The organism is Pseudoalteromonas sp. MEBiC 03607 (assembly GCF_004792295.1).
Lineage (GTDB): Bacteria > Pseudomonadota > Gammaproteobacteria > Enterobacterales > Alteromonadaceae > Pseudoalteromonas > Pseudoalteromonas lipolytica_C.
Map to the genome: position 1 here is coordinate 3300162 of NZ_SRRY01000001.1, position 13951 is coordinate 3314112.

Sequence of the window (13951 nt, forward strand, 5' to 3'; positions counted from 1 at the left end):
GCAGCCTAGGCTGCTTTTTTTATGATTGAAGCAGACTTTTCCTCTTACCATAAATCACATCTTTTACTCTTTATCTTTGGGATTAACTCACTGATTATACAGTCATAATTTCTTACAAAAATAACTTTATGATAATTGAGCCACCGCTAAAGCGAGCGATTGCTGAACTTTACCTAAAACAGGTTATATATTTTATTCCTAAAAAAAGGTACGTTAATAAAAAAATATTCTTGACCATAGTAAATAACACCTGTTTAATATGTGGGCAACATAATATTAAAGTTCATAAGTCTCAACTGGGTAAGCAGTCCAACAAAGCATATAAATATAAGGACGGGAAACAATGAAACAACATGCATCCACACTCGCAATTAGCTATATAGCCAAAGCGACAAGCAATGCACTTCGTGCAAAGAAAACAGCCTTTACCGGCGTTGTTATGGCCGCGGCTCTAGCCAGCGCACCAGCCTTTGCAAATCTAACCGGTGGTATTAAAGGTAAAGTATCATCACCAGCGACACAGCAGTCACTGGCAGGGATCACAGTAACAGCAAAGAGTAACGTGATGCCAAAACCTCGTACCGTTGTTACGCGTGAAGATGGTAGTTATGACTTACCGCAGTTAAAGCCCGGTACTTATGAACTGACTTTCACCGATAAAAACGGTGTAACGCAAACCATGACTGTCGACGTTTTACTTGAGCAAACATCAAGCTTAAACGTCACTATGGGTGGTGCTAACGAAAACGTTGAGGTTATCACGGTTACCGGCAGTAAGTTATTCCGCGAAGGTAAATCTGCACTCACTAACTCATTAGGTGAAGAAGCAATCAATAGCGTGCCAGTTGGTCAAGATTACCGTGACCTATTAAAACTTGTTCCGGGTGTTGAGCTATCTGAAAACGCAACCCTTGGTCCATCAGCAGGTGGTTCGGGTGTTGATAACTCTTACGGCTTTGACGGTGTTGATGTTTCACTCCCTATGTTTGGTAACTTAGCATCAGAGCCATCAACCCATGACGTTGCCTACGTTACTATGGATCGCGGTGGTGCAAAAGCCGTTGGCTTTAACCGTTCAGGTGGCTTCTCAATCAATACCGTATCAAAATCAGGTACTGACGAATTCCACGGTAATGTTGAATACAAAGTTCAACCTAAGAGCTTAGTGGCGACTCCAACAGGTCAAGAAAGCTATGAGCTTGATAAAAGCTGGTTAACAGCAAGTTTAGGCGGCCCGCTTATTGAAGACACTTTATACTTCTACACTTCTTATTATCGCCCTGAAGAAACACGTACTAATAAAGATACAGCCTATGGTGAAGTAAAAGACTATAAAAATGTCCGAGATGAATACTTTGGTAAGTTAACTTGGGCACCTACTGACGATATTTTAATTAATATTTCACAGCGTACCTCAGAAAAAACCATCGAAGGTCGCTCTGTTGGCGCTTACGAAACTGACAGTGTTTCTGCAGGTGATAAAGCCGATCAAGATATCTTTACCTTAGATGGTTCGTGGCTTTTAGGTGATGCAACAACTCTTTCATTCCAATACAGTAAATTAGAGATAGAGTCTGGTACCACACCTGATACAAAACTATCTGTAGTACCATCGTTAACGGGTCAACTTGACTTAAGTAATCTAACTGAAATGGGTTACTTCAGTGTACCAAGCTTATTAGATGCTGATGATAACTACACAGCAGAGCAAATTGCTGCATACAATGCAGGCGCTGCACCACTCATTGCACAATACGGTTATACCGAAGATGGGCAAATGCGAGGTGGCGGCGGTGTTGGTGCGTATTACCAATACGATAATATCGACTTTTACCGTGATAGCTTTGAGTTAAATCTAGAACATGAATTTAGCTGGGGCGATAGTTACCATACATTACATTTAGGTGGTGAATGGAAAGAAAGTAAAGAAGTTCTGTCTCGCCTTTCAAATGGTTGGGGTAGAATTTCTTATGTTGGCGGCCTAGATGAAAGCTTAGAAGAAGGCAGCTCTGCGCCGGTTATTTACCGTGCTCGCGTGCAACAAATGAGCTTAGTAGCAGGTGGAGATGCGGTTTCTGCTATTAACTCAGAAATGGAAACGCTGAACTTCGAAATCAACGACACCATTGAAGTAGGTGATTGGACTTACAATGTGGGTGTGCTTGTGAGCCGCGATACTTGGTATGGTCAAGGTCTTAAATCAGCATCTGGTACTCTCTCTGGTTATGAGTTAGCACCAGGCGAAAAATACGAAATGTATCAAACAGATTGGACAGATATGATCCAGCCTCGTTTAGGTGTGAATTGGAATTATGCAGATCAAGACTCTGTATTTGCTAACTTCTCAATGTATAACCCTGAAGCAAGCTCATTAGCGCGTGCAGCCTCTTGGGACCGTAATACCCGTGCCGAAATCGAAGTTGAATTTGATGAAGCGGGTAAAGTAATTTACGCAGAGCCGCGTCAAGGTTCATCTGGTAAAGTATTTGCTGATGATTTAACGCCTCGTCAAATCAAAGAGTTTACTCTTGGTACCACTAAATATGTGGGTTCTGATTTAGTATTACGTGCTCATGTTCGTCACCGTAAAGCATCGCATTTCTGGGAAGATATGCCAAATAACGCGCGCTTAACTGACTACTCTGGCGTTGATGCTGAAGGTGTGCCACAACATATCGCTGATAAAGGCTTATACGTAGATAACCTTGACGCGATCCGTGATGAGATCGGCGGTTCATCATATGTTATTGCCGAAGTAGATGGTGGCGAAACGAAATATTGGGAAGCGAGCATCGAAGCTGAATACTTAGGTGAAAACAGCTATATCAATGCTTCTTATGTTTGGAGTCACTACTACGGTAACTTCGACCAAGATAACACCACAGCAACAACAGATGCGAATACCTTCATTGGTTCTTCGAACTATGGTGATGGCCGTGGCCGCTACCCTTGGGATTACAAATACGGCACATTATCAGGTGATAAACCGCATAAAGTAAAAGTTTATGGTTACTATACTGTGCCATGGGATGCGAACATCGGTGCATACTTTGTATTCCAGTCGGGTAAACCTTGGGAAGCATGGGATGGTTCAATCTATGGCTACTCAAGTGGTACAGCACGTTATGGAGAACCTGCAGGTAGCCGTCGTAGCCCTAGCCATTGGCAGCTTGATTTAAACTACACCCAAGACTTTAAGTTCTCAGGTGACATGGAACTACAATTCCGTGCTGATATCTTCAACGTATTTGACCGTCAAACAGGTTATAACAATAACCCATATGTATCGTCAGAAACCTTTGGTGAGTATCGTAATTACTACAGCCCACGTCGTGTGCAGCTGTCTTTTAACTTCAAGTTCTAAGTTAATCAATCCTGTTGGGGCCGCTATTGCGGCCCTTTTTTATGTCTCAAGAACAGACTTAAATTGTACAAAATGCTTTTGCTGCATCTATATTAACCGCTTCTTTCATAAAGTAGTCGAGCTGCACAGTGCGAATAATCGCTTGCGACTCGCTATTACTTGTACTTGCCTGCCACTGCCAACTTTTAAGCGACTCTCGCGATACATCGACAAACAGCCCTTCAGGGAAGCTCTCGACAAAACGGATATCAATCGTATTGCCCTGATTATCAATAGTTATAACAAAGCGCGCACAGCCCGTCTGTTTGGCAATTAAAGCAGCTTTAGGATAGATAGGCTTTGTTGCATGTTTTAGTGTCCACAGCTGCTCTGCTGCGTTTTTATTATCACGTAGATCAAGCGCATCGGTTGAGTTACTTGTTGAGGTGTTGGGGAGTTGTGAGCAGCCAGCTAGTAAAGCGAAAGCAGCAATGCTTAAACTGAAATAAGTCTTCATGGTATATCCTTATAAATCAAGCCCCTGAATATAACACAGCTTTTTATGGATATAAAAAAACGAGGCAAGCGCCTCGTTCTTATTTATCTAGTTACCTAGCTATTATTGATAAAGCAAATACGGAGCTCGCTTTCGTTTAAAAGTACTTAAGTCAGCTTGCCAGCTTTGCTTAATTTGCTGCTCAGTTTGACCTGCTTCAATGGCTAAACGCAATTTATCAGTACCCGCAAGCTTATCCATGAAGCCAGCACGTTCAAAAAACTCTTGATTATTCGCAGTTAGCTTTTGATAGGCTGAAATAAATAAACTTAAATCTAGACCATGAATATCAGCATCTCGTAAATCTTGACCAAACACTTCAATCTCTTTGAATTTAGGGTTCATTGATGCGCCTTCAATTGCACGAGGGGTAAAACTAAACTCCCCTAGTTTTATTGGCGAATAGCCCATAACTTGAAACGGAAAATCCGTACCACGGCCAATGGTAATAGGCGTTGCCTCAAAGAAACAAAGTGATGGGTACAACTGAATCGATTGAGCATTAGGTAAGTTAGGGCTTGGTTTTACCGGTAACTCATAGCTCATTGTGCGCTCATAATTAGCAACGGGAACCACTGTTAAATTAAGTTTATCTGCATTGTTTATCCATCCCTCACCTTTAATCATTTGAGCCAGTTCAGCCACTGTCATACCATGTAAAACAGGAATTTCATGCATGCCAACAAACGAACGAAATTGTGGATCAAGGATAGGCCCATCAACATAAGCAATATTCGGGTTAGGTCTGTCTAATACGATAAATGACTTATCATTCTCAGCTGCCGCTTCCATCATGTAGTGCATTGAGCTGATGTACGTGTAAAAGCGCACACCAACATCTTGAATATCAAATATAATGACATCGAGATCAGCAAGTACTTCAGGAGTTGGCTTTTTATTGCTGCCATAAATAGAAACAACATCAATACCTGTTTTTGCATCAACAGTACTTTTTACATGTGCGCCTGCATCATGATCGCCGCGAAAGCCATGCTCAGGTGCAAATATTTTACTTACCTTAACTCCTCTATCGAGCAATAAATCAACTAAATGCTGACCATTAATCTCTGAGGTTTGATTAACCACTAAACCAACGCGTTTACCTTTAAGGGCTGGTATATAAGCGTCGTAATTTGCAGCACCAACTTGCAATGGCAAGGTGTTTTCAGAGACTTGTTGTGGAGTCTCTTTACAGCCTAACAGTGATAAACAACTGATAATCATAACAACTAAAAAGCGCATTATTCCTCCACCGCTTTACGTAAAAAACCATCAGCTTTGGATAGAAGCTCTTTAGCATCAACTGCCGATTTTCCTGTTAGTACAATTAAAATAGCTAGTTTGGCACTTTGCTCTGCTTGCTTTAACGCATCAACTGCTTGCTGCTGCGTACAATCAGTCGCTTGCATCACGATACGTATAGCGCGGGCATGCAACTTTTCATTGCTGGCATTCACATCGACCATTAAATTTTTATACACTTTGCCTGTGCGTATCATGCTGGCGGTACTTAACATGTTTAATACAAGCTTTTGTGCTGTGCCCGATTTCATTCGGGTTGAGCCTGTTACAGCTTCAGCTCCGACCACCGGACAAATGCCAATTTGTGGTAAACACATGACCGCTGAATTAGGATTACAAGTCACACCTACAGTTACACAACCTATTGATTTTGCATATTCAATTGCAGAGCACACATAAGGTGTGCGCCCACTGGCAGCTATGCCGACAACAACGTCGCGGCTCGTTAAGTTGGCATTTTTTAAATCTTCAATAGCTAAGGTCGTGCTATCTTCAGCGCCTTCAACAGCCTTTTTAAAGGCCGTATCACCTCCTGCGATAATTCCTTGCACTTGCTGATCATTCACACTGTAAGTAGGAGCACATTCAACCGCATCCAAAATACCTAAGCGACCGCTGGTGCCAGCACCAATGTAAATCAACCTACCGCCTTGCTGAAACGCTTCTACAATGTGATCAACCGCAGCACTTATTTGCGGAATAACAAGTTTTACTGCCGCAGCCACTTTATGATCTTCATTATTGATTTTAGTGAGGATCTCAGTAGTGCTGAGCAAGTCAATATCCAAAGTGTCAGGGTTTTGTCCTTCTGAGACAATGCCATTTAACTCTTCGAGTAATTCACGTTGTTGCTTAAATACGTGCTCAGGGCTCATTGGGTTGTCCTTCTTCAATAATGTCATAATAATGCTTTGCCGCTAAAATTGAGGCGCCAGTTAAAGAATCTCCCTTACAAGGAGATAGTTCATTTTGTAAGGTTTGTGGTAATAATGGTTTGCTCACCTTCGCAAGACCACCTATTAAAATTACCGGTAAAGGTGAGTTGCCTCTGCTTTTGCTAATTAACTCAACCACTGACTGTGTATGTTCTGCCAAAACACTTTTTGCCACCTTACATTCATCTTGTAAGCTAAACACCAACGGACTAAATGCTGCGTAATCTGCGGGTTTAGCAAGTTTAAGCCAATCACTAATTGCTTGACGAGTACATCCTAGCTGCTCACTCAAGCGAATTGTTAAAGGGCTTTTTGGTAAATCAAAACTATCTATATCGTTTAATAAATGCTGTACAGCCATAAGGCCAATGCGGGCACCACCACCAAAGTCATCAACAGTGAACCCCCAACCCCCAACCAATTTAATTTGATTTTGAGCCGTTAATCGTGCCCCGACAGCTCCCGTGCCAAGAGCTACGACAACGCAAGGAGCACCTAAATTTGCCCCATACAGTGAAGTAGTCGCATCACTTGTAATCTCTAAGTAAGCAAATTCGATTTCATAAATAAGCTTGAGCATTACTTTGACTTGCTCAGCAAGGCTTACTGACGAACCACCAGCAAGCCCCATAACGGTAACCATATCGCTAGGCTTAGCATTGCTTTGTTCGCACACCTCGCGCGTCACTTTAACAATGTTTTCAACTGCTAAATCAAGATCATTCGACAGTGATGCAGAGCCAGCCTGAGCACGAAATTGCTTACCCGTTGCCAGCTCTTTAAGCTCAGCTACCACCTTAGTGCCACCGCCATCGATGGCTAAAATATATGATGGCGCCATTTATGCCGTTGCCTCATTGCTTGCTTTTCCTATACAGCACACTAATGTGGCAAGCAAGGTGCCAATACATAATTGCCACGTAAACCCTAAGTAAAAGCGCATAGATTCAGGCAGTAACCAATCAATCATGTAAGGTTGCATGAATAGGGTCACCATAAATCCTGTAATTAAGGCAGCTAATACTGACCCTTCACTGCCACGCTTGGTAAATAAAGTTGTAAAGTACACCCCTAATAAACCACTGTAGGAAAAGACCATTACGCTTAGAGCAAATTTTAATAATGGCATATCGCTATACTGCTGCCAGAAATAACAAAGGATAGCCATTAGCGCTAAAGCAAGACTTACCAGCGCCATACCCACACGACCTGCTTTAACAAAGTGCTGATCGCTCACTTGCTTATTGGCTTTCTCTAAATATGGGCGATATAAATCTTGCACGATGACTGAAGACATCGAACTAAGCCCAGAGTTCAAAGTAGAAATAGCGGCAGCAATAATACCGACACTCACTAAGCCTTTCACTCCGGCTGGTACTTCGTTTAATACGTAGTACATAAAGATAGTGATTTTTTCACCGTTAAACTCTTGAACAACCGTTTGCCCAGCTTCGCTATTCATTAATGCTGGTTGCTGATAAACAATGTAAAGCAGTAAACCAATAAAGATAAAAATAGCCATAACCGGGATCACCATGACCACTGAAAGTAGTAAAGCTTTACTGCCCTCTTTCGGGCTTTTACAGGTTAACAAGCGTTGTGTCATATCTTGGTCAAGACCAAATGCGGCAATATTTAATAACACAAAACCAGTTAGAACAGAGGCCATGTTGAACACCCCTGACGGGCCAAAGTCTAAATCAAACTTAAACAGTGCCAACTTTGAGTCTGCCCCTGGGCTTGGTTCATTTAAGGTTGCAATAATGGTTGAAAAATCGGCTGGAATAACGTTCAGCAAGCTCCAAATAACCGCAATAGCCGCACTCACATAGACAATGCTTTGCAATACATCAGAATAAATAACGCTGCGGATCCCGCCCAAAAAGGTATACAACAAACCTGCTAGTGCCAGCACTAGAGTGGCTACAACCACACTGTCTGCATCGATATTTCCGTATAAAATCATCGCAACAGCAATCGCTGCCATATATAAACGAGCACCACTTGCAAACACTCGGCCAAATAAGTACATCAAGCCGCTGCGTCGCTTTGCTTTAGGACCAATGCGTTTTTCTAATAACTCATAGACCGTATAAACTTTTTGCTGATAAAACTTTGGAATTAAGAATGCAGAAACAATAAACGCCGCAATAAAGGCACCAATATTGGTAGCAATATAAGAAAAGTCACCTTGGTAGCCTTGATCTGGCCCACCAATAAAAGTGGCAGCTGACTGCGAAGTAGCCAGTACAGATATCGCAACCATCCACGTTGGCATGCTATTTCCGCCTAGAAAAAAATCTTGGCTTGAGTTAGCACGTTTGCGATTAAACCACCAACCACTTAACAACAAAATTGCCGCGTAGCCTGCGAATACTAGCCAATCGAGTAAAGCGTAATTTGCACTCATTTATTATCCTAACCCAAACCTTGATGGAATATATTATTCCATCATTATGACAAAATTAAAATACTTTTATTTTATTATTTTTAGTTACCTAGGCTAGGTAATTGCCACTGACTTTGTTTTTGCTGATATTGCGCTTTGGTCAGGCTTACCAGTAATGGCTTTTTACGCTCATCAAGCCAGGCTAGTAATGTGTCCATATCGCTTTCAGTCATCGCTGTACAACCCGCAGTTGGTTTACTAGGTGCTCGCCACAAATGCATAAAGATACAGCTGCCCGCGCCATTAATATTGCTTGGGTTATGCTTAACAACAATGCCTTTTTTATAGAGATTATCTTGGCTATAAATATCTCGGCGCATCCACTCCGAAGAGTCCTTAACCGCCTCTTCACCAACAACCGCCTTATCAACTAGTTGGTTATAAAAAGGTGAGCCTTTCACATCGATACAATAGTCGTTAGCGGTCATTGCTTGATAGTTAAGGTTTGTTTGCAGTGAATCTAAATAACCGAATGCTGTACCTAACTCAAAAATGCCCGCAGGCGCTTTACCATCACCCTCTTGTTTTTGCTGTCCAGGTTGTGGCGGATGTAGCCCTACCCCCCAAGCAAGACCAGTGCGGCCAAGCACCACAGCATGCTGCTGGCCTTGTTGTTGCCAGCTACCAGCATTTTTTTCAAAGCGATACAACGTGGCATCAATAGCATCACTGTCATTAGCGACCACCACCACGAGCTGCTGATGACTGTTATCAATGACTGGTTTAGGTGATTCTACGCTTGCACAAGCGGTTAAACTCATAGCTGCAATAAGACTGACTAGTTTTTTCATGCTGGCCATACTCCGTTTGTTATTAGTTCTAGACCGTTTATTGATTCAATACCAAGGCCGGGGGCATCCGATAAGTTAATTTGTGGACCGTTAAATACAACCCCACCTTGAACCGGGTCGTATTGACCAAGCGCTGGACCGTCGAGGTCTATTTTGCTTATTTGTTGCGCTTTGGCTGAAGCTAAATGCGCTGCACCTGCCACAGCAATACTGCCCTCTAACATACAGCCAATCATACACTCTGCTTGGTATTGGGCAGTGATATTAGCAATCTCAATTGCTCGACTTAAACCGCCCGTTTTCATTAATTTAATATTGATAATATCAACTGCGCCAAGCTCTAAAAGTTGTATTACTTGCTTAGGTGAAAAGGCGCTTTCATCGGCCATGATCGGAGTGTTCACTCGCTCAGTAATATATTTGAGCCCTTGAATATCACTGCTTTTTACTGGCTGCTCAACCAACTCTAACACCACACCTGCTTGCTCAAGTTGTTGCAGTGCAAACACTGTTTGTTTGGCATTCCACCCTTGGTTTACATCTAAACGTAACTGCGCCTTAGCGGCAAACCCTGCGTGAATTGCTTTTACACGTTCAATATCTTGATTAAGGTTATTGCCGATTTTTATTTTTAATACATCAAAACCTTGCTCAACCGCTCGCTGACAGTCACTAAGCATTTTATCTATGTTATCTACGCTGATGGTAATATCAGTCTTTAACTCTGACTTACCACCACCGAGCAATTTGTATAAAGGCGCTCTGTAGAGCTTGCCCCATAAGTCGTAAACCGCTAATTCTAAAGCCGCTTTTGCGCTGCTATTACCAATCACCGTTGATTGAATAATGTGAGTAAGCTGGTTGATGTTTTCGATTTCATGCCCTATCAGTTTAGGAGCAATAAACTGCTGAATCACCGCTATCATGCCTTGATGTGTATCACCTGTGATAACGGGAGTTGCAGCAGCCGAGCCATAACCGACTTGACCACATTCGGTGTCTATTAAAACCACTAGGTCTTCAATAAAACTCACTTCTCTAAGCGCTGTTTTAAATGGCGTGACCAAAGGCACTTTAAGTTTCGCAAAACGAACTGCTTTAATTTTCATACAGGCCTCTATCGAATACGCTTAATGTTATAAACACGGTCTAGGTAACTTGTTTCTTGAGATAATCGCAGGGGTAACAAGGGGGTAACCGATACGCCATTAAGCGCACTACTATAAAAGCTGCCATCGCCTTTGTTATAGCCTAAGCCTTTCACATCATGAATAACATACGGCTCGCCTTGGTGCTCTCCTAAATACATCATCACGTGACCTGGAATATAAATAAGATCGCCAATCGCCATATTTTTAACCACCGGTAATTTTGCGTCTGCGGTCGTATTTTTATCAAAGCGATTATTTTGTCCGTACTCACTACTGCCTTGCTGGCCTGAATTACGTGGCATTAATAAGCCAAAACTTTTATAAATTTCGCCTACAAAGCCTGTACAGTCACGGCCATTGTAATCATGTCCCCAGCCATAACGTTCACCTAAAAACTTAAAACCTTGTTTTATTAGGTTTTGCTCGTTGTATTCTAAGTAACCTAAATTTACGTCGGCGGTTTTACTGATCATCGCCGGTTTTATAACAAGCTGGCCTTGCTCATTGCGGGTGGGCAGCTGAACAACATGGCTTGCATACGTGTTTTGACCATTGAGCAAATTAGGTACTTGTTCGTTATCAAGCAAAGGTAAACGCACACCCATATCTAGTTGGACTTCTGAGCTTGCAGTGTCGTTAGGCACATAGGCGGTATTTACTTTTGCGCCGGTTACAACCAAAAAGTTATCTTGCTCTCGATAAGCTTTAATTTCATCAGCGTCAGCAAAAGCTATATCTTCACTAGGTGCCCATGCTAAATAGTTGTAAGCACGAACTAAGAGCCATTTTTTATCTGCACTTTGATGCAATACAGCAACCGCTTCACCCGGGAACATGCCGCTTTCTTGAAAGCGATCTAAGTCTTGATCAAGACCACTATTTAATACTCGGTCCCAGGTTGGAAAAGTGCGCAGAGCAGTTCGCTTAACAACCATACCAAAACGGACCTTGTTACTACTGGCCACTTTATTAAGGTTTAGGTTAGCTTGATATTTGGCGAAGTCTTTGGCGGTTAACTGTCTACCATCAGTAAAAAAACGCGGGCTTTTAGGGATAGAGCTTGCAGAGTGAATCGCGCTTGTTAATTCCTCTTTACTCAATGTTGTTTGAAATGACAGTGGATCAACAATATATTTATTTTCTTTAATCAGTTTTTCGTTAAAGGCTGTAATTTGCGCCTCTGTCATGATCATTTTTGCCGATGCACCTTTCGCTAACCAGTAATTGGGCGAAAGTTGCGTCTGAGTAACCGCAATAACATCTGATTGCCAGCCCTCAGCATGAATAGGTGCACAAAAGGCTACACCTAAGCTAATTGATAACGCGATAATTGAACGACGCATAGCTGTTCCTTAATTCTTATTGAATGCGTGAATCTAATAATTTTGTAAACGCATGCTGCAACTTTTGCTGCATTTGCTTACCGACTTTTGGCAAATTGGCTTCGTCAGCTCCGCCTATTGACTGCTGCACGCTGAAAGTAAATTCACGACCACCTTGATAATTTCCTAAACACACATGTGCAAGCATCACTGTTTCTGTGGTTGAGCGCGTTTCACTTGGACCCCAGCCTATTTTTTGCCAAACACGCCATTGTCCATTAGTTGCAGTGTCGAGCACCTCTTTTGCAGAGCGACTATCATTAGGGGCTATAACATTTGCCAATGCATTTGTAACAATGTGGCTTATACCCACCATCATACCGCCAACCTTAGCTTGTTGATCGGTATGTCCTGTGCCGTTAAGTAGCACATCTACATCACTACTTTGTAAATTAGGCATTTGCGTAATTGGCTCACGTTGATGACTTACTAGGCGCTTTAACCATTCAGCTTGAGCAAGTGTGGTCATTGCTTTATTACCCGTTAAACCACAACTATCACAACGATACCGTAAATAACCGGGATCATCACTGCTTGCAGTGTAACGGTCTATCTTTGCAGCAAACTCTTTATTTATCGGGTTATGCCAATAGTCGTCTGATGGGGCAAACTGCTCTGAGCCATATGCACCGTTAAACAACAAACGTTGATCCTGCAGTTTCAGCCAGCCCTCATTAAAAAGCCCACGTAAGTATTCTCGCCCTGCCACATTAACAAAATAACTGGCAATAGCATTTGAATTACCATCAGCTTTACCAAATGCTTCGTAGCTATTAATACTGCTGATCAAATCAGCCAGTGCTGTATCTCCTGCAAACGCAGTTGCACCTAGCTCAGGGTGAGCTTGCCTCACTCTTGATAACGCGCCAGTAAATGCTTGAATTTTTGATGAGCTCCAAGGTTCATATAGCTCATTGTGACTACCATCACTTAAATAACGGTAAGCAAGTTGCCCACCCTTAACCTGATAATCTATCAATAACAACTTGCCTGGTTGCAGAGGATCTGCAAAGTACAGCCAGTCAGCAGCCACGCGAGATTGCCAATTTGCTTGTTGATAATTCACCTGCGATGCTGTTTTATAGTCTTTTGCATCATCATCATTATTTAAACTTAAACAACCAGTATTTGTTAAATCAGCAGGAAGAATTGCAGGGGCTAGCATGACCCTATCAAAGTACTCTTCATCAGACAAAACAACCTTACTTGCACTCGTTTGGCAACCCGCTAGCAATAAAAAACCACATGATAAAGCTAGCCGCTTTTGAAATGCAGCTTTAGTATTCATAAACTAAAATTCCCATTAGTTATTATTTTTGGAATATTTTATTAAATCTAACACAATTTGACCGTGAAGCAAGTTAACTGGGATTTATTGCTAAATATCAAGAAAATATGAAAGTAAAAAGGTACAAAGTGAAACGAGCAAACTTACCATGCACTTTTTGCTAGTCATTTGAAGCTACTTATACCGATACGCTTAATTAACTGGTCTATTGTTGTGAATTGCTATTAAACGCGGGATATAAAAAATAATATGGCAGACGTGGGACGTATTTTGAAACAGTGAACCGTAGGCTGCGTGGTTCAAAGTTGCTCTAAGAGAAATGAACACGATATAAAATTATTGCATCAAGTTTATATTGAGCATTCAAACTTCTACGCGAATTTCAGGCACAAAAAAACCGACTTTCGTCGGTTTGATTCACTTAGCTCTACTTGAGAGAAAGTGGCGGACGCGGGACGTATTTTGAAACAGTGAACCTCCGGCTGCGTGGTTCAAAGTCGTTCTAAGAGAAATGAACGCAATAAAACGTTGTGTTTATTCGCAACTGAAGTCTCTCCTAAAACCAATCCTATGCGGATTGCAGGCACAAAAAAACCGACTTTCGTCGGTTTATGTCACTTTCAAGAAGAAAGTGGCGGACGCGGGAGGATTCGAACCTCCGACCGCCTGGTTCGTAGCCAGGTACTCTATCCAGCTGAGCTACGCGTCCGCATTATGTTTTTGCATGTTTAAGTCGTGCATTGACTGTGTCTTA

10 protein-coding genes and 1 tRNA gene are annotated in these 13951 nt (G+C 42.1%); 1 reads left to right on the forward strand and 10 read right to left on the reverse strand.

The window, feature by feature from the left end:
- The first annotated feature begins 343 nt into the window (after positions 1-343).
- Positions 344-3364, forward strand: a complete 3021-nt coding sequence (locus tag E5N72_RS14990) for a carboxypeptidase regulatory-like domain-containing protein (RefSeq protein WP_135925860.1) — start codon at positions 344-346, stop codon at positions 3362-3364.
- Between the two features lie 58 nt (positions 3365-3422).
- Here E5N72_RS14990 and E5N72_RS14995 read toward each other — a convergent pair whose 3' ends face one another.
- The 10 genes from E5N72_RS14995 to E5N72_RS15040 form a co-directional block, all read right to left on the reverse strand.
- On the reverse strand, positions 3423-3860 hold the full coding sequence (locus E5N72_RS14995) for an energy transducer TonB (protein ID WP_135925861.1): 438 nt from the start codon (positions 3858-3860) through the stop codon (positions 3423-3425).
- Positions 3861-3962: 102 nt separating this feature from the next.
- The gene (locus E5N72_RS15000; RefSeq protein WP_240704529.1) at positions 3963-5141 is read right to left on the reverse strand and encodes a DUF1343 domain-containing protein; all 1179 of its coding nucleotides are present in this window, start codon (positions 5139-5141) and stop codon (positions 3963-3965) included.
- Positions 5141-6076, reverse strand: a complete 936-nt coding sequence (gene murQ / locus E5N72_RS15005; protein ID WP_135925862.1) for an N-acetylmuramic acid 6-phosphate etherase — start codon at positions 6074-6076, stop codon at positions 5141-5143. Before murQ ends, E5N72_RS15000 begins: the two co-directional genes overlap by 1 nt.
- Complete coding sequence (locus tag E5N72_RS15010) at positions 6066-6977, reverse strand: BadF/BadG/BcrA/BcrD ATPase family protein (RefSeq protein WP_135925863.1); 912 nt, start codon at positions 6975-6977, stop codon at positions 6066-6068. Before E5N72_RS15010 ends, murQ begins: the two co-directional genes overlap by 11 nt.
- Entirely contained in the window at positions 6978-8546 is a 1569-nt protein-coding gene (locus E5N72_RS15015) for a sodium:solute symporter (RefSeq protein ID WP_135925864.1), read from the reverse strand.
- A gap of 80 nt (positions 8547-8626) precedes the next feature.
- Positions 8627-9376, reverse strand: coding sequence for a L,D-transpeptidase family protein (locus E5N72_RS15020; RefSeq protein ID WP_135925865.1), 750 nt, complete (start codon positions 9374-9376; stop codon positions 8627-8629).
- Positions 9373-10485, reverse strand: coding sequence for a dipeptide epimerase (locus E5N72_RS15025; RefSeq protein WP_135925866.1), 1113 nt, complete (start codon positions 10483-10485; stop codon positions 9373-9375). The genes E5N72_RS15020 and E5N72_RS15025 overlap by 4 nt, the downstream gene beginning before the upstream one ends.
- 8 nt (positions 10486-10493) lie before the next feature.
- Entirely contained in the window at positions 10494-11870 is a 1377-nt protein-coding gene (locus E5N72_RS15030; protein WP_135925867.1) for an SH3 domain-containing protein, read from the reverse strand.
- 16 nt (positions 11871-11886) lie between these two features.
- Positions 11887-13197, reverse strand: a complete 1311-nt coding sequence (locus E5N72_RS15035; RefSeq protein WP_135925868.1) for a hypothetical protein — start codon at positions 13195-13197, stop codon at positions 11887-11889.
- 632 nt (positions 13198-13829) lie between these two features.
- Positions 13830-13906 (reverse strand) — tRNA-Arg (locus E5N72_RS15040).
- Between the last annotated feature and the right edge of the window lie 45 nt (positions 13907-13951).